Raw genomic sequence first — 22164 nt, forward strand, 5'->3', positions numbered from 1 at the left:
CCCCAGGCACGTACACAAAAGGCGCGCCATCCGATTGGGTGGCGCGCCTTTTTTTGTGTCCGCAAATCTTTCGGGCCGATCAGGCCAGCTAAAAAGCTGCTCTTGTTTTGGTTCTCATTATCATCTAATAATAAATCTCATTATCGGATGAGCCCAGGATCATGAGTTCTGCCTTGCACGAGCAGCCGTACCTCGAAAGCTGGCGCTGGATGAGTCGCCAGATCCGTTGCGCCATGGATCCCGACGAACCGCGTCTGATCGAACACTACCTGGCCGAAGGCCGGTATCTGGCCTGCTGCACGGCGACCTCGCCCTGGACTGTCGCTGAAACTTCTTTCCGTCTGCTGCTCGACACGGCCACCGACATCGCGTTGCCGTGGCACTGGCGCAGCCTCTGTCTCGATCAAGCCTGGCGTCCATTGCGTGAAATGGAGCGCCTGTCCCTGTGCAAATGCCGGCTCAAACGCTGGCAAAGCTACACCTGGCAGCTCGCCACTTGCGAGTTGCAACCCTCGATTCCTCTCATTGAATTAGTCCAAGGATTTACCGATGACCAAGACACGTATTGAGCGCGACAGCATGGGCGAACTGCAGGTGCCGGTGGACGCTCTCTACGGCGCGCAAACCCAGCGCGCAGTGGACAATTTCCCGATCAGCGGCAAGCCGATGCCGACCCAGTTCATTCGCGCCCTGATTCTGGCCAAGGCCGCTGCAGCCCGGGCCAACGTCGAACTCAACCAGATCAGCGCTGCGCAAGGCAAAGCCATCAGCGACGCGGCCCAGGGTCTGCTTGAAGGCGACTTCATGCAGCATTTTCCGGTGGATATCTTCCAGACCGGTTCCGGCACCAGCTCCAACATGAACGCCAACGAAGTGATCGCCACGCTGGCCAGCCGCCTGCTCGACGAGCCGGTGAACGCCAACGATCACGTCAACTGCGGGCAGAGCAGCAACGACATCATCCCAACCACCATCCACGTCAGCGCCGCGCTGGCCCTGCATGAACAACTGCTGCCGGCGCTGCTGCACCTGGTGCAAGTGATCGAACGCAAGTCTGAACAAGTCCACCACCACGTCAAAACCGGTCGCACCCACCTGATGGACGCCATGCCGGTGCGCATGAGTCAGGTGCTCAATGGCTGGGCGCAGCAGCTCAAGGCCAACATCGGTCACCTGCAGGACTTGTTGCCAAGCCTGCAATCCCTGGCTCAGGGTGGCACGGCGGTCGGCACGGGGATCAATGCACATCCGGAATTCGCCGCGCGATTCAGCCGCCAGTTGAGTCAATTGACCAACGTGCAATTCACCCCCGGCAAGGATCTGTTCGCGCTGATCGGCTCGCAGGACACTGCCGTGGCCGTGTCGGGTCAGCTCAAGGCCACCGCCGTATCGCTGATGAAAATCGCCAACGACCTGCGCTGGATGAACTCTGGCCCGCTCGCCGGCCTCGGCGAAATCGAGCTGGAAGGCCTGCAGCCGGGGTCATCGATCATGCCGGGCAAGGTCAATCCGGTGATTCCGGAAGCCACCGCCATGGTCGCCGCGCAAGTGATCGGCAATGACTCGGTGATCACCATCGCCGGTCAGTCGGGCAATTTCGAACTGAACGTGATGCTGCCGATCATCGCCCAGAACCTGTTGAGCAGCATCGAATTGCTGGCCAACTCCAGCCGTCTGCTGGGTGACAAGGCGATTGCCAGCTTCAAGGTCAACGAGTCGCGCCTCAAGGAAGCGCTGTCGCGCAACCCGATTCTGGTGACCGCACTCAACCCGATCATCGGTTACCAGAAAGCCGCCGAAATCGCCAAGCAGGCCTACAAACAGGGCCGTCCGGTGATCGACGTCGCGCTGGAGCACACCGACCTGTCGCGCAGCCAACTGGAAGAGTTGCTCAATCCCGAGAAACTCACCGCCGGCGGCGTGTAAACACCGCAACCGCTTTGGAGACTCATCATGGAGCACTGGAAACGCACGATCGAACGGGCCAATCGCTGCTTCATGCTGGGCGAGCTGATCGACGCCCGCGAGGCCTATCTGCAAGCGCTGGCCCTGGCTCAAGTGCTGTTCGAGCGCTGGGCCGATGCCGACGAAGCGGTGGCGGCCTGCGTCATCTCCCATCACAACCTGGCCGACCTGCATCTGCGCCTGAACCAGCCGGAGGAGAGCGCCGAATATCTGTGCGCGATCCACCAGCGCCTGTTGCAGACCATGCAGAACGAGCGCCTGCGCCCGGCCCTGCGTGAGGCGGCGTTGCGCCAGAGCAGCAAGACCTATGTCGAACTGCTCAATTTCATCAGCGAACACGGCGAATACCCGCGCACCCAGCGTCTGCTGCACCCGGATACCGGCAATGCGCGTCGCGTGCCTGCCCAACATCACCATGGAGTCCACTGAAATGGCTTTTACCCTGCCAGCCTTGCCTTACGCCTACGATGCACTGGAACCGCACATCGATGCGCAGACCATGGAGATCCACTACACCAAGCATCACCAGACCTATATCAACAACCTGAACGCCGCGGTCGAGGGCACGGAGTACGCCGAATGGCCGGTGGAAAAACTGGTGGCCAGCGTCCAGCAACTGCCTGAAAAACTGCGTGCGGCGGTGATCAATCAGGGCGGCGGGCATGCCAACCATTCGCTGTTCTGGGAAGTGATGGTGCCAGGCGGTGGCGGCAAGCCGGACGGCGCGCTGGCCAGGGCGATCGATGAGCAACTGGGCGGCCTCGACAGCTTCAAGGATGCTTTCACCAAAGCCGCGCTGACCCGTTTCGGCAGCGGCTGGGCCTGGCTCAGCGTGACCCCGGACAAAAAACTGGTGGTGGAAAGCAGCGGCAACCAGGACAGCCCGCTGATGGGCGGCAATACGCCGATTCTCGGACTTGATGTGTGGGAACACGCCTACTACCTGCGTTATCAGAACCGCCGCCCGGAATACATCAGCGCGTTCTACAACGTGATCAATTGGCCTGAAGTCGCTGCGCGTTATCAGGCTGCACTGGTTTAAGTCTCCTATAAAAACAATCCAAGGCTGACTATGGGCACTGAAACACTGGCGATCGGAAGTGGGCGTATGTTTCGTTACGCATTCGGGTCGCTGCTGCTGTTGGCGGGCATGGCCTTGCTGGTGGCTCACGGACTCGAATGGCTGGACCTGGAGCCGAAACTGTCCCGGGCATTGCAGGGCGGTGCAATCTGCGCGCTCGGCACGGCACTCGGGGCGGTTCCGGTGCTGGTGATCCGCAACATGCCTCAGGCATTGGGCGACACGCTGCTGGGGTTTGGTGCCGGCGTGATGCTGGCGGCGACTGCTTTTTCGCTGATCGTGCCGGGGATTGCCGCCGCAGAAAGCCTTGGCCTGAGCCCTTGGGGTGCCAGTGGTCTGATCTGTTTCGGCATCATGCTCGGTGCTTTCGGTCTGTATCTGGTGGACCGCAAGGTGTCCGGCGCTTCACCGGAAATGCTCATCGGCACCGTCGAGCATCCAGTGATTCCCCCGCGGATCTGGCTGTTCGTGTTTGCCATCATTGCCCATAACATCCCGGAAGGCATGGCCGTCGGCGTCTCCGCGGGCGGCGGCATGCCGGACGCTGACAGCCTGGCGATGGGCATCGCCTTGCAGGATGTGCCGGAAGGGTTGGTGATTGCGCTGGTGCTGGCCGGAGCAGGGATGTCGCGGGTCAAGGCGTTTCTGATCGGGGCGGCATCGGGGCTGGTTGAACCGGTGTTTGCACTGCTGTGTGCATGGCTGGTCAGCCTGGCGGAGTTGCTGTTGCCCCTCGGATTGGCGCTGGCGGCCGGGGCGATGTTGCTGGTGGTGACCCACGAAGTAATCCCGGAGTCGCGACGCAATGGTCACGACAAACTGGCGAGCCTGGGATTGTTGATCGGGTTCTGTCTGATGATGGTGATGGACACGGCGTTGGGATGAGAGGGGGGAGGGAAGCTTGCTCCCTCGCCACCAAAGGCTTTCAACCGCCTTCGTCGAAGTAGTTGTTGATCAGTGCCACCAAGGCATCCAGGGCTTCCTGTTCCTGATGCCCTTCGGTGCTCAGGAAGATTTTGGTGCCCTTGCCGGCAGCGAGCATCATCATCGCCATGATGCTTTTGCCATCTACCGTGGTTTCCGGGGTGCGACCCACTCTGATCGTGCAGTCGGGATACTGCCCCGCCACGCCAACGAACTTTGCCGACGCCCGGGCATGCAGGCCCAGCTTGTTGATGATTTCGATTTCCAGAGCAGGCATCGCGGTGTGAATCCTTTAGCTGAGGTCGCGGTGGCGAACCTGGACGTTCTTCAGGGTTTTCTGCAGGGCCTGACCCAGGCGTTCGGTCAGGTAGACGGAACGGTGATGTCCGCCGGTGCAGCCAATGGCAATGGTGACGTAGGCGCGATTGCTTGCAGCGAAGCGCGGCAGCCATTTGAACAGATACGCATAGATGTCCTGGAACATCTCTTCGACTTCCGGCTGTGCCGCCAGGTATTCGGCCACCGGCTCATCGAGCCCCGATTGCGCGCGTAGTTCCGGTTTCCAGTACGGGTTGGGCAGGCAGCGTACATCGAACACCAGATCCGCATCCACCGGCATGCCGCGTTTGAAACCGAACGACTCCACCAGAAACGCCGTGCCCGGCTCCGGCTGGTTCAGCAGCCGCAGCTTGATGGTGTCGCGCAACTGGTACAGGTTCAGATTGGTGGTGTTGACCTTCAGGTCGGCCAGATCGGCGATCGGGCCCAGCAGGGCCGTTTCATCGTTGATGGCTTCGGCCAGCGAACGATTGGCGCTGCTCAGCGGGTGGCGACGACGGGTTTCCGAAAAGCGCTTGAGCAGGGTTTCTTCATCGGCGTCCAGATACAGGACGTCGCACTGGATGTGCCGGCTGCGGACTTCTTCAAGCAATTCCGGAAAGCGCGAGAGATGACTGGGCAGATTGCGCGCATCGATCGATACCGCGACCAGTGGCTGAGACAGTTCCGTATGAATCAGTGCGCGCTCCGCCAGTTCCGGGAGCAGGCCGGCAGGCAAATTGTCGATGCAGTAGTAGCCGTTGTCTTCGAGGACATCCAGAGCGGTACTTTTGCCCGAGCCGGAGCGGCCACTGACGATGATCAAGCGCATGTTTAGTGCCCGTTTTGCTCGTCCAGGACAACCTGATACAAGGCTTCGTTGGTGGTGGCGCGACGCAATTTTTCGCGTACGTCCTTGCGGTCGAGCATGCTGGCGATCTGGCGCAGCAGTTCCAGGTGCGCATCGGTGGCGGCTTCCGGGACCAGCAGCACGAACAGCAGGTCGACCGGTGCACCATCGATGGCGTCGAAATCGATGGGCGCTTCAAGGTGCATCAAGGCGCTGATGGGGGATTCGCAACCCTTGAGGCGGCAATGGGGAATGGCGATGCCGTTGCCAAAACCGGTCGAGCCGAGTTTTTCACGGGCAATCAGTGCCTCGAAGACATCTTGCATCTCCAGATCCGGTACTTCCCGGGCGATCAGGTTGGCAATTTGTTCGAGGGCTTTCTTTTTGCTGCCGCCCGGCACGTTCACGAGGGAACGGCCGGGGGTCAGGATGCTTTCAAGTCGGATCATGGGGGTGGGGGTTATCGACCGGTAGCGCCCTGAAGCAGGCTCTGGGTCTTTTCCTTATGCTTTTTGAGTTGTTTATCAAGCTTGTCGGTCAGCGCGTCGATCGCTGCGTACATATCGGTATGTTCCGCGTTTGCGACGACCTCGTTACCGGGAATATGCAGCGTGGCTTCGATTTTCTGCTTCAGCTTCTCGACGCACATCGTGACTTGCACGTTGGTGATCTTGTCGAAATGCCCCTCAAGCCTCTTGAGCTTTTGCTCAACGTACTCACGGAGAGGTTGGGTAACTTCCAGTTGGTGTCCACTGATGTTGACTTGCATACAGCTTCTCCTTCGTTGCCAGTGCATAAAGCGGCAGGCCGAAGAGCCTGCCACTGGAACGCTGTAACGTGGCTTACATCAACCGCTTGCGTTCGCTCGAAGGCGCGATCCCGAGGGATTCGCGGTACTTGGCGACGGTGCGGCGAGCCACCTGAATGCCTTGTGCCTCCAGTAAACCAGCGATCTTGCTGTCACTCAACGGCTTTTTCTGATTTTCCGCGGCAACCAGTTTCTTGATGATCGCGCGGATCGCCGTGGACGAGCATTCGCCGCCTTCGGAGGTGCTGACGTGGCTGGAGAAAAAGTATTTCAGTTCATAAATGCCCCGGGGGGTATGCATGAATTTTTGCGTGGTCACCCGGGAAATCGTCGACTCGTGCATGCCCACCGCTTCGGCGATGTCATGCAGCACGAGAGGCTTCATGGCTTCGTCGCCGTATTCAAGAAAGCCGCGCTGATGCTCGACGATCTGGGTGGCCACTTTCATCAGGGTTTCGTTGCGGCTCTGCAGGCTCTTGATGAACCAGCGGGCTTCCTGCAACTGATTGCGCATGAAGGTGTTGTCGGCGCTGGTGTCGGCGCGGCGCACGAAACCGGCGTACTGGGCGTTGACCCGCAGGCGCGGCACCGATTCCTGGTTCAGTTCGACCAGCCAGCGCTCGTTGTCCTTGCGCACGATGACGTCAGGCACCACGTACTCGGCTTCGGTGGACTCGATCTGCGAACCGGGGCGCGGGTTGAGGCTCTGCACCAGTTCGATGACCTGGCGCAGTTCATCTTCCTTGAGCTTCATGCGGCGCATCAGCTGGCTGTAGTCGCGGCTGCCGAGCAGGTCGATGTAATCGGTGACCAGACGCTTGGCTTCCGCCAGCCAAGGAGTCTTGGCCGACAGCTGGCGCAATTGCAGCAGCAGGCATTCGCCCAGGTTGCGTGCGCCGATGCCGGCAGGTTCGAATTGCTGGATGCGGTGCAGGACGGCTTCGATCTCGTCCAGCTCGATGTCGAGCTCCGGATCGAAGGCGTCGAGAATTTCTTCGAGGGTTTCGTCGAGGTAGCCCTGATTGTTGATGCAGTCGATCAGGGTGACGGCGATCAGGCGATCGGTGTCGGACATCGGCGCCAGGTTCAGTTGCCACAGCAGGTGGCTTTGCAGGCTCTCGCCGGCGGAGGTACGGGTGGTGAAGTCCCACTCGTCGTCATCGCTGCTCGGCAGGCTGCTGGCGCTGGTCTGGTAGACGTCTTCCCAGGCGGTGTCGACGGGGAGTTCGTTGGGGATTCGCTCGTTCCATTCGCCATCCTCTAGATTGTCGACCGTCGGTGCGGTCTCCTGATAGGAGGGTTCCTGGATCTCGGTGTTGGGCTTCTGTTCGGCGTTGTCGGCCATGGGATCGGAGTTGTCGAAGTCGTCGCCGTCTTCCTGGCGTTCGAGCATCGGATTGGATTCCAGAGCCTCCTGGATTTCCTGTTGCAGATCCAGGGTCGACAATTGGAGCAGGCGGATGGCCTGTTGCAGCTGCGGTGTCATCGTCAGCTGCTGGCCCATTCTCAAGACTAGCGATGGTTTCATGGCAGGGGCTTAACACCTTATTCGCCGGCGCTATGCGCCATCCACTACAGGGCGCCGAAGCGCCAAACTTAAGCAAATTATATGCCTGAAACTGTCGTGTTTGCCTAGAGCGCTGTAACAATAAAAGCGTATAAAAGTGCGCTTCAACGTTACAGCACCCGGACGGCTGGTCGAATGCTGTCGCGCTTACAGGCGGAACTCGTGACCCAGATACACTTCCTTCACCAGATCGTTGGCGAGGATGGTCGCGGAGTCGCCTTCGGCGATCAGTTGGCCGTCATTGACGATGTAGGCCGTTTCGCAGATATCCAGCGTCTCGCGGACGTTGTGGTCGGTGATCAGCACACCGATGCCCTTGGCCTTGAGGTGGTGAATGATCTGCTTGATGTCGCCCACGGAGATCGGGTCGACACCGGCGAACGGTTCGTCGAGCAGGATGAATTTCGGTGCGGTGGCCAGTGCGCGGGCGATTTCCACCCGGCGACGCTCACCACCGGACAGGCTCATGCCGAGGTTGTCGCGGATGTGGCTGATGTGGAATTCCTGCAGCAGGCTTTCCAGCTCCTTGCGACGACCGGCCTTGTCGAGCTCCTGACGGGTCTCGAGGATGGCCATGATGTTGTCGGCCACCGACAGTTTGCGAAAGATCGACGCTTCCTGTGGCAGATAGCCGATACCGGCCTTGGCGCGACCGTGCATCGGCTGGTGGCTGACGTCCAGGTCGTCGATCAGCACGCGACCCTGATCGGCCTGCACCAGGCCGACGATCATGTAGAAGCAGGTGGTCTTGCCGGCGCCGTTGGGGCCGAGCAGGCCGACGATCTGACCGCTGTCGATCGACAGGCTGACATCGCGCACGACCTGGCGGCTTTTATAGGCCTTGGCCAGGTGCTGGGCTTTCAGAGTTGCCATTACTGGGATTTCTCGTCGGTTTTCTTCTTCGGCTGGATCACCATGTCAATGCGCGGACGCGCTTCGGTGACCTTGTTGCCGGTGGCACGACCCGCGCTGGCCAGCTTTTTCACCGTGTCATAGACGATTTTCTCGCCCTGAGTGGTGTTGTTGTCCTTGTCGACGACTTTCGCCTTGTCGATCAGCACAACGCGGTTTTGCGCGGCGTGGTACTGGATGGTCACGCCCCAGCCCTGTACAGGCTTGGTGTCGCCAGCCGTCTGCAACTGCTCGAAGTAGGCAAGGTTGCCCACCGAGGTCACGACGTCGATATCGCCGGTCGGGGTGCGGGTGATGGTCACGGTGTTGCCTTTGACGATCATCGAACCCTGAGTGATGATCACGTCACCTTTATAGGTGGCAACGCCATTCTTGTCGTCCAGCTGGGCATCGTCGGCCTGAATGCGGATTGGCTGCTCTTGATCGTTCGGCAGAGCCCAGGCGCTCACGCTTCCCAGTGCTGCGCCCAGACTGAGCAAAATAGGGAGGGTTTTAACGAGCCTCATACTGTCCTCTTACGTTCGATAGCAGGTGTATCCTGCTTTCCTTCAAATACGCTTTCATTCCCACGCCGGTCGATACACCGCCAGCGCCGTCGATTCTAACGGGTTGCTGGGTCTGCGCATATTGTTGCTGCGGGAACACTGTCATGCGAGTGGAGGTGATCAGGGTGTCGCGGTTCTTTTCATCGGTGCGCTTGACGCGAACCGAGTCGATCAGCTCGACCTCGGTGCCACCGGAATTCACTTCACCGCGCTCGCTGGTCACGTGCCACGGGAAGTCGGTGCCGCGATACATGTTCAGGTCGGGCTTGGTGACCAGTGTAATGTCGGTCGCCTTGACGTGCTCGGCCTTGTCGGAAGTCATTTCGTACTGCACCTTGCCGTCTTCCAGGTATTGCAAGGTGTGGGTGTTGGTCGCATACCAGTCGATCGGGCTCTCTTCTGCCGAGACAGGAGGCTTGTCGAGGAAGCGTTCCGGGCTGATGTTCCAGTAGCCGACCGCGCCGAAAATGGCCGCGATGCAACCGAACAGCAGTATGTTGCGAAACTTTTTGCTAAACATGGTTTGACTCACAAATACGCGTTATTGGCGGCATCGAGGCTGCCCTGGGCGCGCAGGATCAGTTCGCAGAATTCGCGGGCGGCACCCTCGCCACCACGGGCCTGAGTGACGCCATGGGCGTGCTCGCGCACAAAAGCGGCAGCGTTGGCCACCGCCATCCCCAGCCCCACCCGGCGAATCACCGGCAGGTCGGGCAGATCGTCGCCGAGATAGGCGACCTGTTCATAGCTTAGGCCCAGTTGCTCGAGAAGGCCGTCGAGGACGACGAGTTTGTCTTCACGACCCTGAAACAGGTGCGGAATGCCCAGGTTTTTCGCCCGGCGTTCGACCACCGGGGTCTTGCGACCACTGATGATGGCCGTTTGCACGCCGGCGTTCATCAACATCTTGATGCCCTGGCCGTCGAGCGTATTGAAGGTCTTGAACTCGCTGCCGTCTTCAAGGAAGTACAGGCGCCCGTCGGTGAGGACGCCGTCGACGTCGAAAACCGCCAGCTTGATGGCTTTGCCGCGTTGCAGCAGATCGGTGCTCATTTACATCACTCCTGCGCGCAGCAGGTCGGAGAGGTTGAAGGCGCCGATCGGGCGATCGTCCTCATCCACGACGACAAGCGCGTTGATTCGATGGTCTTCCATGATTTTCAGGGCCTCGGCGGCGAGCATTTCGGCGCGGGCGGTCTTGCCGTGCACGGTCATCACCTGGTCGATGGTGGCGCTGCGTATATCAATGCTGCGATCCAGCGTGCGGCGCAAGTCGCCGTCGGTGAAGATCCCGGCGAGTTTGCCGTCGGCTTCAAGAATCACGGTCATGCCCAGCCCCTTGCGGGTCATTTCCATCAGTGCGTCCTTGAGCAGGGTGCCGCGTTGTACCTGCGGCAGCTCCTGGCCGGCGTGCATGACGTTTTCCACTTTCAGCAGCAGGCGTCGGCCCAGTGCGCCACCCGGGTGGGAAAAGGCGAAATCCTCAGCGGTGAAACCGCGGGCTTCCAGCAGCGCCACGGCCAGGGCGTCGCCCATGACCAGTGCGGCGGTGGTCGAGGAGGTCGGTGCCAGGTTCAGCGGGCAGGCTTCGTGCTCGACGTGAACGTTGAGATTGACCTCGGCCGCTTTTGCCAGAGGCGATTGCGGGTTGCCGGTCACGCTGATCAGCTGGATGCCCAGGCGCTTGATCAGCGGCAGCAGGGTGACGATTTCGTTGGTGGAGCCGGAGTTCGACAGGGCCAGGATCACGTCGTCACGGGTGATCATGCCCATGTCGCCATGGCTGGCTTCGGCCGGGTGCACGAAAAATGCCGGGGTGCCGGTGCTGGCCAGGGTCGCGGCAATCTTGTTGCCGATGTGCCCGGACTTGCCCATGCCGACCACGACGACACGGCCCTTGCTGGCCAGAATCATCTCGCAAGCGCGTACGAAATCGGCGTCGATATGGGGCAACAAGCCTTGTACGGCTTCCACTTCGAGGCGGATGGTGCGTTGTGCCGATTGAATCAGGTCGCTGGTTTGGCTCATGTCAGAAATCGTATAGCCCGATGAAAAGGCGGCGATTATAGCGGTTATGTTGAAAAGCCTCACGCAAGTTCGTCGTGCTTTGTCATTCCTCGTTACCAAAACCCTCTAATAGAAGCCCTGGGCCTGTCATATCGCTGAACGCGGCCGGGGAGAGGCCTTGGGCGCTTGGCCTTTGCAGTGATATAGTTCGCCGCCAGTTCGGCCTGCCCGGGATGTAGGGGCTTTCTTCAGAAAGCCAGGCGTCCGAGTGAGAGGCTGCATCGCAAGGAGTTTAGATGAGTGCCGATAACGCCTACGCGGTCGAGCTGAAGGGAGTCTCCTTCAAGCGCGGTGCGCGGAGCATTTTCAATAACGTCGATATCCGCATCCCGCGCGGCAAGGTCACCGGCATCATGGGGCCTTCCGGGTGTGGCAAGACCACGCTGTTGCGCTTGATGGGCGCCCAGTTGCGGCCTTCGCAGGGTGAGGTCTGGGTCAACGGCCAGAACCTGCCGAAGCTGTCGCGCAGCGATCTGTTCGATGCACGCAAGCACATGGGTGTGCTGTTTCAGAGCGGCGCGCTGTTCACCGATCTCGACGTGTTCGAGAACGTCGCCTTTCCCCTGCGCGTTCACACCGAATTGCCGGACGAGATGATCCGCGACATCGTCCTGCTCAAATTGCAGGCAGTCGGCCTGCGCGGCGCCATCGAACTGATGCCCGACGAGCTGTCCGGCGGCATGAAACGTCGTGTGGCGCTGGCCCGGGCGATTGCGCTGGATCCGCAGATTCTCATGTACGACGAACCGTTCGTCGGCCAGGACCCGATCGCCATGGGCGTTCTGGTGCGCCTGATCCGTCTGCTCAACGACGCGCTGGGGATCACCAGCATCGTGGTTTCCCACGATCTGGCGGAAACCGCGAGCATCGCCGACTACATCTATGTCGTAGGTGATGGCCAGGTGCTGGGGCAGGGTACGCCGGACGAGTTGATGAACTCGGACGAGCCGCGTATCCGTCAGTTCATGACCGGCAACCCCGATGGCCCGGTTCCGTATCACTTTCCAGCGACGGATTACCGCGCAGATCTTCTGGGGAAGCGCTGATGCGCAGAATTTCATTAATAGAACGCGTGCGTCGATTCGGCGAGTCAGCCATCGATGCTGTCGCGGTATTCGGTCGGGCGACCCTGTTCCTGTTCCATGCCCTGCTGGGCCGGGGCGGCATCAGCGGTGGTTTCGGCCTGCTGGTCAAGCAATTGCACTCAGTCGGCGTGATGTCGCTGGTGATCATCGTGGTGTCCGGGATCTTCATCGGCATGGTGCTGGCGCTGCAAGGCTTCAGTATTCTGTCGAGCTATGGTTCGGAGCAGGCGGTGGGGCAGATGGTTGCCTTGACCCTGCTGCGTGAACTGGGTCCGGTGGTGACGGCGCTGCTGTTCGCCGGTCGTGCCGGTTCGGCGCTGACGGCGGAAATCGGCAACATGAAGTCCACCGAGCAGTTGTCCAGCCTGGAAATGATCGGTGTGGACCCGCTCAAGTACATCATTGCCCCGCGTCTGTGGGCCGGTTTCATTTCCCTGCCGGTGCTGGCGATGATCTTCAGCGTGGTCGGCATCTGGGGCGGTTCCTGGGTCGCGGTCGACTGGCTGGGCGTCTATGAAGGCTCCTACTGGGCGAACATGCAGAACAGCGTGAACTTCTCCAGCGATGTGCTCAATGGCGTGATCAAAAGTATCGTTTTCGCCTTTGTCGTGACCTGGATCGCCGTATTCCAAGGCTATGACTGTGAGCCCACTTCCGAGGGGATCAGTCGTGCCACCACCAAGACCGTAGTGTTTGCCTCGCTGGCAGTGCTCGGCCTGGACTTTATTCTGACCGCTTTGATGTTTGGAGATTTCTGATGCAAAACCGCACCCTGGAAATCGGTGTCGGCCTGTTCCTGCTGGCAGGGATCCTGGCCTTGTTGCTGCTGGCCCTGCGGGTCAGTGGCCTGTCTCCGACGTCCACCACCGACAGTTATAAACTTTACGCGTACTTCGACAATATCGCCGGTTTGACGGTCAGAGCCAAAGTGACCATGGCCGGTGTGACCATCGGCAAGGTCACGGCGATCGATCTGGACCGCGACAGTTTCACCGGTCGGGTAACGTTGCTGGTGGACAAGAAGGTCGACAACCTGCCGACCGACTCCACAGCGTCTATCCTCACCGCTGGCCTGTTGGGCGAGAAGTACATCGGTATCAGCGTGGGCGGGGAAGAAACCCGCCTCAAGGATGGTGGAACCATCCACGACACGCAGTCGTCACTGGTACTGGAAGACCTGATCGGTAAATTCCTGCTCAATACCGTTAGCAAAGACGCCAAATGAGGAGCTTTTGAATGATCTCTACCTTGCGACGTGGCCTGTTGGTGTTGCTGGCGGCACTGCCGCTGGTGGCTAACGCCGTGGCGGCGCCTTCGGCGCACGACCTGGTTCAGGACACCACCAAACGGATGTTGGCCGATCTGGCCGCCAATAAAGAGAAGTACAAGCAGGACCCGAACGACTTCTACGCGGCGCTGAACAGCATCGTCGGACCGGTCGTGGATGCCGAGGGCATTTCCAAGAGCATCATGACGGTCAAGTATTCGCGCAAGGCAACACCGGCGCAGATGAAGACTTTCGAGGAAAACTTCAAGAAAGGCCTGTTCCAGTTCTATGGCAACGCCTTGCTCGAATACAACAACCAGGGCATCACCGTTGATCCGGCCAAGGACGAGTCGGGCGATCGCACCAGCGTCGGCATGACCGTCAAGGGCAGCAACGGCGCGATCTACCCGGTGTCGTACACGCTCGAGAAGATCAATGGCGAGTGGAAACTGCGCAACGTGATCATCAACGGCATCAACATCGGCAAGCTGTTCCGCGATCAGTTCGCCGATGCAATGCAGCGCAACGGCAACGACCTGGACAAGACCATCAACGGTTGGGCCGGGGAAGTGGCCAAGGCCAAGCAGTCGGCTGAACAGAACGGAAAGCCTGCCCAATGACCGAGTCGGCCATTCGTCTGGACGCCGCCAGTGAGCTGCAACTCACTGGCGTGCTGGATTACCGCACCGGTCCCGGCCTTCGGGAGCAGGGCCGGGCGCTGATCAAATCGTGCAATGCCCCGGCATTGGTGATCGATTGCTCGGCGGTGGAAAAGTCCAGCAGCGTCGGCCTGTCGTTGCTGCTGTGCTTCATTCGTGATGCGAAAGCCGCCGGCAAGGCCGTCAGCATCCGCGGGATGCCCGAAGACATGCGTGAAATTGCTCAGGTCAGCGAGCTGACCGAGCTGTTGGCGCAACCCTGAACCCGCATCTGTAAAGAAGCCCCCCGTCAGAGTCCTGCGCAGCGGGGTTCGCAGGCGCGGGGCTTTTTTGTATGATGTCCGACCCGTGCGCACAGGGCGCCGATTGAGGTTGAGCATGCAGGCCGTAGAAGTGAAGAGCTTCCTTGAAGCAAATCTGCCCGGAACCCGGGTGGAAGTTGAAGGCGAAGGCTGCAACTTTCAGCTGAACGTGATTAGCGATGAACTGGCGGCGTTGAGCCCGGTCAAGCGTCAGCAAAGCATCTATGCCCATTTGAACCCATGGATCGCCGATGGCAGCATCCACGCGGTCACTATGAAATTTTTCAGCAGCGCGGCCTGGGCCGAGCGCACCTGAGCCCTAGGGCGTCGAGATTGTTATGGATAAATTGATTATTACCGGTGGCGCTCGTCTTGATGGCGAGATCCGCATTTCCGGGGCGAAGAACTCCGCCCTGCCGATCCTGGCTGCCACCTTGCTGTGCGATGGCCCGGTCACCGTCGGCAACCTGCCGCACCTGCACGACATCACCACCATGATCGAGCTGTTCGGTCGCATGGGCATCGAGCCTGTGATCGACGAGAAGCTCAGCGTCGAAATCGACCCGCGCACCATCAAGACCCTGATCGCCCCGTACGAACTGGTGAAAACCATGCGTGCGTCGATCCTGGTGCTGGGCCCGATGGTTGCCCGTTTCGGTGAAGCCGAAGTGGCTTTGCCTGGCGGTTGCGCGATTGGTTCGCGTCCGGTCGATCTGCACATCCGTGGCCTGGAAGCCATGGGTGCGATCATCGACGTCGAAGGCGGCTACATCAAGGCCAAGGCCCCTGAAGGCGGCCTGCGCGGTGCACACTTCTTCTTCGATACCGTCAGTGTGACCGGTACCGAGAACATCATGATGGCCGCTGCTCTGGCCAAGGGCCGCAGCGTGCTGCAGAACGCCGCCCGCGAGCCTGAAGTGGTCGACCTGGCGAACTTCCTGAACGCCATGGGCGCCAAGGTTTCCGGCGCTGGCACCGACACCATCACCATCGATGGCGTCGAGCGTCTGGGTTCGGCCTTCTACAAGGTCATGCCTGACCGTATCGAAACCGGTACTTACCTGGTGGCCGCCGCAGTTACCGGTGGCCGCGTGAAGGTCAAGGACACCGATCCGACCATTCTCGAAGCCGTTCTGGAAAAACTCCGCGAAGCCGGTGCAGAAGTCACCACCGGTGAAGACTGGATCGAGCTGAACATGCACGGCAAGCGCCCGAAAGCGGTCAACGTGCGCACTGCGCCGTACCCGGCGTTCCCGACCGACATGCAGGCGCAGTTCATCTCGCTCAACGCCATTGCCGAAGGCACTGGTGCCGTGATCGAGACGATCTTCGAAAACCGTTTCATGCACGTGTACGAGCTGCACCGCATGGGCGCCAAGATCCAGGTCGAAGGCAACACGGCGATCGTGACCGGCACTGAAATCCTCAAGGGCGCGCCAGTGATGGCAACCGACCTGCGAGCGTCGGCCAGCCTGGTGATCTCGGCCCTGATGGCCGAAGGCGATACCCTGATCGACCGCATCTACCACATCGACCGTGGTTACGAGTGCATCGAGGAAAAACTGCAGATGCTGGGCGCCAAGATCCGTCGCGTTCCGGGCTAGTCGCTGCATCTGGACACAGGGAAGTGTCCGTTGAATTCGTTTTGATCGGGGGTGGTAACGCCCTCGATGTATGTCCGGCGCCGATTGCGACCGGACATGAGTACCTTGATAAGGACTGACGTTTCCCATGTTGACCATCGCACTGTCCAAGGGCCGCATCCTTGACGACACCCTGCCGCTTCTCGCCGAAGCGGGCATCGTGCCGACCGAGAATCCGGACAAGAGCCGCAAGCTGATCATTCCCACGACTCAGGAAGACGTACGCCTGTTGATCGTGCGCGCCACCGACGTGCCGACCTATGTCGAGCATGGCGCGGCCGACCTCGGCGTTGCCGGTAAAGACGTGCTGATGGAATACACCGGGCAAGGCCTGTACGAGCCGCTGGACCTGCAGATCGCTCAGTGCAAGCTGATGACCGCCGGCAAGATCGGTGCTGTCGAGCCCAAGGGCCGTCTGCGCGTTGCGACCAAGTTCGTCAACGTTGCCAAGCGTTACTACGCCGAGCAGGGCCGTCAGGTCGACATCATCAAGCTGTATGGCTCGATGGAGCTGGCACCGCTGATCGGTCTGGCCGACAAGATCATCGACGTGGTCGACACCGGCAACACTCTGCGTGCCAACGGTCTGGAACCCCAGGAACTGATCGCCACGATCAGCTCGCGTCTGGTGGTCAATAAAGCTTCGATGAAAATGCAACACGCCCGAATCCAGGCGTTGATCGACACCCTGCGCAAGGCAGTGGAGTCTCGACACCGCGGCTGATGTACCTGCGCGACCTTGAGTCGCGCCCGTCTATCCGCCTCATAGCCAGAATCTCAGGTGCCCAAGCGGAAACGACTGCTAAGTTAGGGCGCCTGAGTTTTTGCCATTCCTATGAGGCTCTCGCTATGACCGCACCGACTGCAATTCGCCGACTCAACGCTGCTGACCCGGATTTCGCGCATCATCTGGATCATCTGCTGAGCTGGGAAAGTGTGTCTGACGACTCGGTCAATCAGCGGGTGCTGGACATCATCAAGGCTGTGCGCGAGCGCGGTGACGCGGCGCTGGTCGAATTCACCCAGAAGTTCGACGGCCTCGAAGTCGCCTCGATGGCGGACCTGATCCTGCCGCGCGAGCGCCTGGAACTGGCCCTGACTCGCATCACCGCACCGCAACGCGAAGCGTTGGAGAAAGCCGCCGCCCGCGTTCGCAGCTATCACGAAAAACAGAAGCAGGATTCCTGGAGCTACACCGAAGCCGACGGCACGGTGCTGGGCCAGAAAGTCACGCCACTGGATCGCGCTGGTCTGTACGTGCCGGGCGGCAAGGCGTCGTACCCGTCGTCGGTATTGATGAACGCGATTCCGGCCAAGGTTGCCGGCGTCACAGAAGTCGTGATGGTGGTACCGACCCCTCGCGGTGAAGTCAACGAGCTAGTGCTGGCGGCAGCGTGCATCGCCGGTGTCGACCGGGTGTTCACCATCGGCGGCGCCCAGGCCGTTGCGGCGCTGGCCTACGGTACTGAAAGCGTGCCGCAGGTGGACAAGGTCGTCGGCCCGGGCAACATCTATGTGGCCACCGCCAAGCGTCACGTATTCGGTCAGGTCGGCATCGACATGATCGCTGGCCCGTCGGAAATCCTTGTGGTGTGCGACGGCCAGACCGATCCGGACTGGATCGCCATGGACCTGTTCTCCCAGGCCGAGCACGACGAAGACGCCCAGGCGATTCTGGTCAGCCCGGACGCCGAGTTCCTCGACAAGGTGGCGGCCAGCATCGACAAACTGCTGCCGACCATGGATCGCGCCACCATCATCGAAACTTCGATCAATGGTCGCGGTGCACTGATCCACGTGCGCGACATGGCCCAGGCCATCGAAGTCGCCAACCGCATCGCCCCGGAACATCTTGAACTGTCGGTCGCCGACCCGCAGGCCTGGCTGCCGCAGATTCGCCACGCTGGCGCGATCTTCATGGGCCGCCACACCTCCGAAGCGCTGGGCGACTACTGCGCAGGTCCGAACCACGTGTTGCCGACCTCCGGTACCGCGCGTTTCTCCTCGCCGCTGGGTGTGTACGACTTTCAGAAACGCTCGTCGATCATCTTTTGCTCCGAGGCCGGTGCTTCCGAACTGGGCAAGACTGCATCGATCCTGGCCCGTGGCGAATCGCTGAGCGCCCACGCTCGCAGCGCCGAGTACCGCATCAAAGACGAAGTGAAGGGGAACTGAACATGAGTAAATTCTGGAGCCCGTTCGTCAAGGATCTGGTGCCGTATGTGCCGGGCGAGCAGCCGAAGCTGACCCGCCTGGTCAAACTCAACACCAACGAAAACCCGTACGGCCCGTCGCCAAAAGCCCTGGCGGCGATGCAGACCGAACTCAACGACAACCTGCGCCTGTACCCGGACCCGAACAGCGACCTGCTGAAAAACGCCGTCGCCAAATACTACGGCGTGCAGAGCAATCAGGTGTTCCTCGGCAACGGTTCGGACGAAGTGCTGGCGCACATCTTCCACGGCCTGCTGCAACACGATCAGCCGATCCTGTTCCCGGATATCAGCTACAGCTTCTATCCGGTCTACTGCGGCCTTTACGGCATCAAGTTCGACGCGGTGCCGCTGGACGCGCAGTTCCGGATCAACCCGGCCGACTACGCCAAACCGAACGGCGGGATCATCTTCCCCAACCCGAACGCGCCGACCGGTTGCCTGCTGGCACTGGAAGCGGTCGAGCAGATCCTCAAGGCCAGCCCGGATTCAGTGGTGGTGGTCGATGAGGCCTACATCGACTTCGGCGGCGAAACCGCGATCAGTCTGGTGGACCGTTATCCGAACCTGCTGGTGACTCAGACCTTGTCCAAGTCCCGTTCGCTGGCAGGCCTGCGGGTCGGTCTGGCGGTCGGGCATCCGGACCTGATCGAGGCGCTGGAGCGGATCAAGAACAGCTTCAACTCCTACCCGATCGATCGCATGGCGAACGTCGGTGCGGCGGCAGCGTTCGAGGATCGCGAATACTTCGACAAGACCTGTGCACTGGTCATCGAGAGTCGCGAATGGGTGGTTGCCCAGTTGCAGGCCAAAGGCTTTGAAGTGCTGCCGTCAGCGGCAAACTTCATCTTCGCCCGGCATCCGCAACACGATGCGGCGGGGCTGGCGGCCAAACTGCGAGAGCAGGGTGTGATCGTGCGCCACTTCAAACAGGAACGGATTGCCCAGTTCCTGCGGATCTCGATCGGCACGCCGGAGCAGAATCAGGCGTTGATCGACGGTCTCGGCGAGCTCTGAAACGACGCTGATCCCTGTGGGTTCCGTCCCGCAGGGATCAGCGTTGATTCATTCGTGATGCGGTTCGCCCAGGAACGTCAACGAACTGAACAACCCCCGACTGCTCACCTCTGCACTGCCCTTCACCGGCACTTCCACCTGCGCCGCAATCACATTCAATCCCTCATTACGCACCAGTACCTGTGCGCGACCGTCCTTGTCGGTTTCGGAGCTCAAGGTATTCGGTGCGTTGCGGTAGTCACCGATCAACTTCACGCCCGCTGCCGGTTTGCCATCCAGCAACACCCGCACCGGCAATGATTTCCCAGGCCCTACGGTCAGTGGATCGACCTCCGGCAAAATCAGCAATTTGATCTGATCCAGTTTGGGAAGCTTCGCTCCCGACTGATAAATCGCCAGGCTGTACTTGAGGGTCTCGGTCGACTCGATGGCTCCCGGGACTTTGCTGCGCCCCTCGTTGATCCATTTCTTGTCGGCGGTTTGCGACCACATGCCGTTGTTCAGCGCCACGGCCAACACCGCTGGCGGTTTCAACGGTTGCAGGCGGGCGTGATCTGCAAGGCGCTGCACACTGACGGGAATCATCTTGCCGCCCGCGTCAAAGGCCCACGCCCCGCTGACTTTCTGCGGTTTGAACGCATTGTCTTCGGCACCGTGGCCGTAGACGACTTCGATATTGCCGCGCCGTTGTTCGGTCCATAAACCATGGGCCGAAGCGTGAGTGGCGAACAGCGCGGCGATGAGCAGCAGGAATTTGCCGTATTGCATGGTGACGTCCTTTTACAGGTTAAGTGTCAGGCTGATCGTGAAATTGCGCGGCTCGCCGGGGTTGACCCAGTAATTGCTGTACGAGCGCTCGTAGTACTTTTCGTCGAACAGGTTGTTCAGGTTCAGGCCGACGGTGATGTTGTCGCTGGCCTTGTAATGGGCCAGCAGGTCGATGGTGTGATAGGCCGGCAGTTCGAAATCGCTGCCGGACTCACCCGAGCGGTCACCGACGTAGGTGAACGCCGCGCCGAAATCCGAGCCGCGCAAGCGGCCGTCCTGAAACTCGTAAACCCCCAACAGACTGCCGCTGCGTTTGGCCACCCCGAGGATGCGGCTACCGGCAGGAATCGCGGCATCACCCTTGGTGACTTCGGCGTCAATCCAGGCGAAGGCGCCGATCACTCTGACGGCGTCGGTCACTTGCCCGGTGACTTGCAGGTCGAAACCCCGACTGCGGGCCTTGCCCATGGCGCGGCTGGTGTCGGTGTCCGGGTCGAGGGCGAGGACGTTTTCCTTGTCGATATGGAAGAAGGCGAGGGTGCTGCTTAAACGTTCGTCGAACAGCTCGTTCTTGATGCCGATTTCGTATCCCACGCCTTCTTCCGGATCGAAGGGTTTGCCAGCCGCATCGAGGCCGTTGTTCGGTTTGAATGAGGTCGAGGCGTTGGCGAACAGACCGGTGTCCGGGGTCAGTTGATAGAGCAGGCCTGCACGTTGAGTGAGCGCGTCGTGGGTCTGGCGGCTGGTGGTGTTGCGGCTGTGGTCATCGATGTTTTGCTCAAAGTGCTCGAATCGCACACCGAGCATCCCGCGTAGTTTTTCGTTGAAGACGATTTGATCCTGCAGGTTCAGCGCATGGCTTTCGACGTGTTCGAAGAAGTCTGTGCCGGAGCGTGCACTGTCGGGCTTGGGCTGGCCGTACACAGGGTTATAGATGTCGATGGCGTAGGGGCCGCCGGCGATGGTGGTGACGCGTTCGTTCTTGCGGAAGTTCTCGTATTCGCTGCCGATCAGGAGTTCGTGTTGCCAGCTGCCGAGGTCGAACAGGCCGCGCAGTTCCAGTTGGGTGATGCTGTCATGCCAGTTGGTATCGCGTTCGCGATAGCGGCGGTTGACGGTGTGGCCATCGGCGTTCAGCGGGCGGTTTTCGGAGGCGAAACCCCAGAGTTTGCCTTCCTTGTAATGGCTGGCCAGGCGCAGTTTCCAGGCATCGTTGAGGTGGTGTTCAAGCGTGGTTTGCAGCTTGTTGTTGTGGTTGTCGATGTTGCCGTCGTTGGGCTCGCCGAGGAACGTTGAGCGCGAAACACCGCTCCATTTATTGTTTGGCGCAACGATGCCGCGGTCGAAGGTCGAGCTATGGCGCACGAATTCGCTCTCCACCAGCAGACTGGTGTCCGGGCTCAGTTGCCAGCTGAAGGAGGGGGCGATGAAGACGCGTTTGCTGTCGACGTGGTCGCGAAAACTGTTGTTGTCCTCGACCGCGAGGTTGATTCGCGACAGAACGTTACCCTGCTCATCGAGTGGTGTGTTGACGTCCAGTGCCGTGCGGTAGCGATCCCGACTGCCGGCGCTGGTTTGCAGGGTGGTGAAGGCCTCGGGCTGCGGTTTTTTGGTGACGATGTTCACCGTGCCACCCGGATCGCCTCGGCCGTACAGGCTGGCGGCCGGTCCCTTGAGCACTTCGATGCGCTCGATGTTGGCGGTGTCCGGTGTGCTCGGGTAACCACGGTTGGCGCTGAAACCGTCCTGGTAAAACTCGGAGGTGGTGAAACCGCGCACGCTGTATTCGTAAAGCGTCAGGCCACCGAAGTTGTTTTGCTTCGACACGCCACCGGCGAAATCCAGCGCACGTTCGACGCTGGTGCTGCCCAGATCCTTGAGCACGTTGGCGGGCACCACACTGATGGCCTGCGGGATATCGCGGATCGCGGTATCGGTTTTGGTGGCGCTGGACGAGCGGGTGGCGCGATAGCCCTTGACCGGCCCGGTAGGGGATTCGTAGTCAGAAGTGACGCTGATGGCGTCGAGTTCGAGCGTTTGCGGTTCATCGGCAAACGCGGGATCGCCCAGCAGCCCAAGGGTCAGGCCGAGGAGGGAGGCCTTTTTTCGAGACGACATGTTATGTTGTTCCAATGCGTTAATTGAAACAATATAACATGCCTGTTGAGAATGT

At 60.3% G+C, this 22164-nt stretch carries 27 protein-coding genes; 15 read left to right on the plus strand and 12 right to left on the minus strand.

The genetic code is table 11. From position 1 onward, the window contains the following. Positions 1–161: 161 nt before the first annotated feature. The 5 genes from AC1RR7_RS19445 to AC1RR7_RS19465 are packed head-to-tail and all read left to right on the plus strand — an operon-like array spanning position 162 to position 3931. Positions 162–569 (plus strand): FagA protein, encoded by a 408-nt coding sequence (locus AC1RR7_RS19445; RefSeq protein ID WP_085608076.1) that lies wholly within the window; start codon positions 162–164, stop codon positions 567–569. Beyond that, positions 550–1926 (plus strand): class II fumarate hydratase, encoded by a 1377-nt coding sequence (locus AC1RR7_RS19450; protein ID WP_096818950.1) that lies wholly within the window; start codon positions 550–552, stop codon positions 1924–1926. Before AC1RR7_RS19445 ends, AC1RR7_RS19450 begins: the two co-directional genes overlap by 20 nt. A 27-nt stretch (positions 1927–1953) precedes the next feature. Then, entirely contained in the window at positions 1954–2394 is a 441-nt protein-coding gene (locus AC1RR7_RS19455; RefSeq protein ID WP_096818952.1) for a DUF2753 family protein, read from the plus strand. 1 nt (position 2395) lies between these two features. Then, the gene (locus tag AC1RR7_RS19460; protein ID WP_096818954.1) at positions 2396–3007 is read left to right on the plus strand and encodes a superoxide dismutase; all 612 of its coding nucleotides are present in this window, start codon (positions 2396–2398) and stop codon (positions 3005–3007) included. A 30-nt stretch (positions 3008–3037) separates the two neighbouring features. Beyond that, positions 3038–3931: a ZIP family metal transporter gene (locus AC1RR7_RS19465; protein WP_273539079.1), complete on the plus strand. Its 894-nt coding sequence runs from the start codon at positions 3038–3040 to the stop codon at positions 3929–3931. Positions 3932–3971: 40 nt separating this feature from the next. On the opposite strand, the gene AC1RR7_RS19470 is transcribed toward AC1RR7_RS19465, so the two are convergent. The 10 genes from AC1RR7_RS19470 to AC1RR7_RS19515 form a co-directional block, all read right to left on the minus strand. Then, a complete protein-coding gene (locus tag AC1RR7_RS19470; RefSeq protein ID WP_096818959.1) occupies positions 3972–4247 on the minus strand; it encodes an HPr family phosphocarrier protein in 276 nt (91 codons plus the stop codon). A gap of 15 nt (positions 4248–4262) precedes the next feature. Next, on the minus strand, positions 4263–5120 hold the full coding sequence (rapZ, locus tag AC1RR7_RS19475; protein ID WP_096818961.1) for an RNase adapter RapZ: 858 nt from the start codon (positions 5118–5120) through the stop codon (positions 4263–4265). A 2-nt stretch (positions 5121–5122) separates the two neighbouring features. Continuing rightward, a complete protein-coding gene (gene ptsN / locus AC1RR7_RS19480; protein ID WP_096818963.1) occupies positions 5123–5587 on the minus strand; it encodes a PTS IIA-like nitrogen regulatory protein PtsN in 465 nt (154 codons plus the stop codon). Positions 5588–5598: 11 nt separating this feature from the next. Continuing rightward, a complete protein-coding gene (gene hpf / locus AC1RR7_RS19485) occupies positions 5599–5907 on the minus strand; it encodes a ribosome hibernation-promoting factor, HPF/YfiA family (RefSeq protein WP_007953578.1) in 309 nt (102 codons plus the stop codon). Between the two features lie 73 nt (positions 5908–5980). Then, positions 5981–7474: an RNA polymerase factor sigma-54 gene (locus tag AC1RR7_RS19490; RefSeq protein ID WP_011332472.1), complete on the minus strand. Its 1494-nt coding sequence runs from the start codon at positions 7472–7474 to the stop codon at positions 5981–5983. A gap of 186 nt (positions 7475–7660) precedes the next feature. Further along, positions 7661–8386 carry an LPS export ABC transporter ATP-binding protein gene (gene lptB / locus AC1RR7_RS19495; RefSeq protein WP_007953572.1) on the minus strand — a complete coding sequence of 242 codons (726 nt, stop codon included), beginning with the start codon at positions 8384–8386 and terminating at the stop codon, positions 7661–7663. Continuing rightward, on the minus strand, positions 8386–8931 hold the full coding sequence (lptA, locus tag AC1RR7_RS19500) for a lipopolysaccharide transport periplasmic protein LptA (RefSeq protein ID WP_096818965.1): 546 nt from the start codon (positions 8929–8931) through the stop codon (positions 8386–8388). The genes lptB and lptA overlap by 1 nt, the downstream gene beginning before the upstream one ends. Next, positions 8918–9490 carry an LPS export ABC transporter periplasmic protein LptC gene (gene lptC / locus AC1RR7_RS19505; RefSeq protein ID WP_085711782.1) on the minus strand — a complete coding sequence of 191 codons (573 nt, stop codon included), beginning with the start codon at positions 9488–9490 and terminating at the stop codon, positions 8918–8920. The genes lptA and lptC overlap by 14 nt, the downstream gene beginning before the upstream one ends. A gap of 8 nt (positions 9491–9498) precedes the next feature. Next, complete coding sequence (locus AC1RR7_RS19510; RefSeq protein WP_011332476.1) at positions 9499–10023, minus strand: KdsC family phosphatase; 525 nt, start codon at positions 10021–10023, stop codon at positions 9499–9501. After that, the gene (locus AC1RR7_RS19515; protein WP_085729618.1) at positions 10024–10998 is read right to left on the minus strand and encodes a KpsF/GutQ family sugar-phosphate isomerase; all 975 of its coding nucleotides are present in this window, start codon (positions 10996–10998) and stop codon (positions 10024–10026) included. 275 nt (positions 10999–11273) lie between these two features. Here AC1RR7_RS19515 and AC1RR7_RS19520 point away from each other — a divergent pair, with 275 nt between their 5' ends. The 10 genes from AC1RR7_RS19520 (at position 11274) to hisC (ending at position 19223) form a co-directional block, all read left to right on the plus strand. Beyond that, the gene (locus AC1RR7_RS19520; RefSeq protein WP_096818967.1) at positions 11274–12083 is read left to right on the plus strand and encodes an ATP-binding cassette domain-containing protein; all 810 of its coding nucleotides are present in this window, start codon (positions 11274–11276) and stop codon (positions 12081–12083) included. Next, entirely contained in the window at positions 12083–12880 is a 798-nt protein-coding gene (gene mlaE, locus AC1RR7_RS19525; RefSeq protein ID WP_096818969.1) for a lipid asymmetry maintenance ABC transporter permease subunit MlaE, read from the plus strand. Before AC1RR7_RS19520 ends, mlaE begins: the two co-directional genes overlap by 1 nt. Next, on the plus strand, positions 12880–13347 hold the full coding sequence (gene mlaD / locus AC1RR7_RS19530) for an outer membrane lipid asymmetry maintenance protein MlaD (RefSeq protein ID WP_096818971.1): 468 nt from the start codon (positions 12880–12882) through the stop codon (positions 13345–13347). Before mlaE ends, mlaD begins: the two co-directional genes overlap by 1 nt. 11 nt (positions 13348–13358) lie before the next feature. Further along, entirely contained in the window at positions 13359–14009 is a 651-nt protein-coding gene (locus AC1RR7_RS19535; RefSeq protein WP_096818974.1) for an MlaC/ttg2D family ABC transporter substrate-binding protein, read from the plus strand. Further along, positions 14006–14311 (plus strand): STAS domain-containing protein, encoded by a 306-nt coding sequence (locus AC1RR7_RS19540; RefSeq protein WP_096818976.1) that lies wholly within the window; start codon positions 14006–14008, stop codon positions 14309–14311. The genes AC1RR7_RS19535 and AC1RR7_RS19540 overlap by 4 nt, the downstream gene beginning before the upstream one ends. A gap of 115 nt (positions 14312–14426) precedes the next feature. Beyond that, positions 14427–14666 (plus strand): BolA family protein, encoded by a 240-nt coding sequence (locus AC1RR7_RS19545; RefSeq protein WP_096818978.1) that lies wholly within the window; start codon positions 14427–14429, stop codon positions 14664–14666. A gap of 22 nt (positions 14667–14688) precedes the next feature. Further along, positions 14689–15954, plus strand: coding sequence for a UDP-N-acetylglucosamine 1-carboxyvinyltransferase (gene murA / locus AC1RR7_RS19550; protein ID WP_085729622.1), 1266 nt, complete (start codon positions 14689–14691; stop codon positions 15952–15954). A 127-nt stretch (positions 15955–16081) separates the two neighbouring features. Next, on the plus strand, positions 16082–16717 hold the full coding sequence (hisG, locus tag AC1RR7_RS19555; RefSeq protein WP_096818980.1) for an ATP phosphoribosyltransferase: 636 nt from the start codon (positions 16082–16084) through the stop codon (positions 16715–16717). A 125-nt stretch (positions 16718–16842) separates the two neighbouring features. Further along, complete coding sequence (gene hisD, locus AC1RR7_RS19560; protein ID WP_096818982.1) at positions 16843–18168, plus strand: histidinol dehydrogenase; 1326 nt, start codon at positions 16843–16845, stop codon at positions 18166–18168. A 2-nt stretch (positions 18169–18170) separates the two neighbouring features. Then, a complete protein-coding gene (hisC, locus tag AC1RR7_RS19565; RefSeq protein ID WP_493158213.1) occupies positions 18171–19223 on the plus strand; it encodes a histidinol-phosphate transaminase in 1053 nt (350 codons plus the stop codon). 48 nt (positions 19224–19271) lie between these two features. Here hisC and AC1RR7_RS19570 read toward each other — a convergent pair whose 3' ends face one another. Both AC1RR7_RS19570 and AC1RR7_RS19575 read right to left on the minus strand, forming a co-directional pair. Beyond that, positions 19272–19991, minus strand: coding sequence for a DUF4198 domain-containing protein (locus AC1RR7_RS19570; RefSeq protein WP_493158215.1), 720 nt, complete (start codon positions 19989–19991; stop codon positions 19272–19274). A 12-nt stretch (positions 19992–20003) separates the two neighbouring features. Next, on the minus strand, positions 20004–22109 hold the full coding sequence (locus AC1RR7_RS19575; protein WP_493158216.1) for a TonB-dependent siderophore receptor: 2106 nt from the start codon (positions 22107–22109) through the stop codon (positions 20004–20006). Between the last annotated feature and the right edge of the window lie 55 nt (positions 22110–22164).

It is taken from the genome of Pseudomonas sp. GW821-FHT11G12, assembly GCF_058808055.1.

Bases quoted from the DNA above. Each gene is read 5' to 3' on its own strand.
- AC1RR7_RS19445 (WP_085608076.1), top strand. From the start codon at position 162: ATGAGTTCTGCCTTGCACGAGCAGCCGTACCTCGAAAGCTGGCGCTGG.
- AC1RR7_RS19450 (WP_096818950.1), top strand. From the start codon at position 550: ATGACCAAGACACGTATTGAGCGCGACAGCATGGGCGAACTGCAGGTG.
- AC1RR7_RS19455 (WP_096818952.1), top strand. From the start codon at position 1,954: ATGGAGCACTGGAAACGCACGATCGAACGGGCCAATCGCTGCTTCATG.
- AC1RR7_RS19460 (WP_096818954.1), top strand. From the start codon at position 2,396: ATGGCTTTTACCCTGCCAGCCTTGCCTTACGCCTACGATGCACTGGAA.
- AC1RR7_RS19465 (WP_273539079.1), top strand. From the start codon at position 3,038: ATGGGCACTGAAACACTGGCGATCGGAAGTGGGCGTATGTTTCGTTAC.
- AC1RR7_RS19470 (WP_096818959.1), bottom strand. From the start codon at position 4,247: ATGCCTGCTCTGGAAATCGAAATCATCAACAAGCTGGGCCTGCATGCC.
- rapZ (WP_096818961.1), bottom strand. From the start codon at position 5,120: ATGCGCTTGATCATCGTCAGTGGCCGCTCCGGCTCGGGCAAAAGTACC.
- ptsN (WP_096818963.1), bottom strand. From the start codon at position 5,587: ATGATCCGACTTGAAAGCATCCTGACCCCCGGCCGTTCCCTCGTGAAC.
- hpf (WP_007953578.1), bottom strand. From the start codon at position 5,907: ATGCAAGTCAACATCAGTGGACACCAACTGGAAGTTACCCAACCTCTC.
- AC1RR7_RS19490 (WP_011332472.1), bottom strand. From the start codon at position 7,474: ATGAAACCATCGCTAGTCTTGAGAATGGGCCAGCAGCTGACGATGACA.
- lptB (WP_007953572.1), bottom strand. From the start codon at position 8,386: ATGGCAACTCTGAAAGCCCAGCACCTGGCCAAGGCCTATAAAAGCCGC.
- lptA (WP_096818965.1), bottom strand. From the start codon at position 8,931: ATGAGGCTCGTTAAAACCCTCCCTATTTTGCTCAGTCTGGGCGCAGCA.
- lptC (WP_085711782.1), bottom strand. From the start codon at position 9,490: ATGTTTAGCAAAAAGTTTCGCAACATACTGCTGTTCGGTTGCATCGCG.
- AC1RR7_RS19510 (WP_011332476.1), bottom strand. From the start codon at position 10,023: ATGAGCACCGATCTGCTGCAACGCGGCAAAGCCATCAAGCTGGCGGTT.
- AC1RR7_RS19515 (WP_085729618.1), bottom strand. From the start codon at position 10,998: ATGAGCCAAACCAGCGACCTGATTCAATCGGCACAACGCACCATCCGC.
- AC1RR7_RS19520 (WP_096818967.1), top strand. From the start codon at position 11,274: ATGAGTGCCGATAACGCCTACGCGGTCGAGCTGAAGGGAGTCTCCTTC.
- mlaE (WP_096818969.1), top strand. From the start codon at position 12,083: ATGCGCAGAATTTCATTAATAGAACGCGTGCGTCGATTCGGCGAGTCA.
- mlaD (WP_096818971.1), top strand. From the start codon at position 12,880: ATGCAAAACCGCACCCTGGAAATCGGTGTCGGCCTGTTCCTGCTGGCA.
- AC1RR7_RS19535 (WP_096818974.1), top strand. From the start codon at position 13,359: ATGATCTCTACCTTGCGACGTGGCCTGTTGGTGTTGCTGGCGGCACTG.
- AC1RR7_RS19540 (WP_096818976.1), top strand. From the start codon at position 14,006: ATGACCGAGTCGGCCATTCGTCTGGACGCCGCCAGTGAGCTGCAACTC.
- AC1RR7_RS19545 (WP_096818978.1), top strand. From the start codon at position 14,427: ATGCAGGCCGTAGAAGTGAAGAGCTTCCTTGAAGCAAATCTGCCCGGA.
- murA (WP_085729622.1), top strand. From the start codon at position 14,689: ATGGATAAATTGATTATTACCGGTGGCGCTCGTCTTGATGGCGAGATC.
- hisG (WP_096818980.1), top strand. From the start codon at position 16,082: ATGTTGACCATCGCACTGTCCAAGGGCCGCATCCTTGACGACACCCTG.
- hisD (WP_096818982.1), top strand. From the start codon at position 16,843: ATGACCGCACCGACTGCAATTCGCCGACTCAACGCTGCTGACCCGGAT.
- hisC (WP_493158213.1), top strand. From the start codon at position 18,171: ATGAGTAAATTCTGGAGCCCGTTCGTCAAGGATCTGGTGCCGTATGTG.
- AC1RR7_RS19570 (WP_493158215.1), bottom strand. From the start codon at position 19,991: ATGCAATACGGCAAATTCCTGCTGCTCATCGCCGCGCTGTTCGCCACT.
- AC1RR7_RS19575 (WP_493158216.1), bottom strand. From the start codon at position 22,109: ATGTCGTCTCGAAAAAAGGCCTCCCTCCTCGGCCTGACCCTTGGGCTG.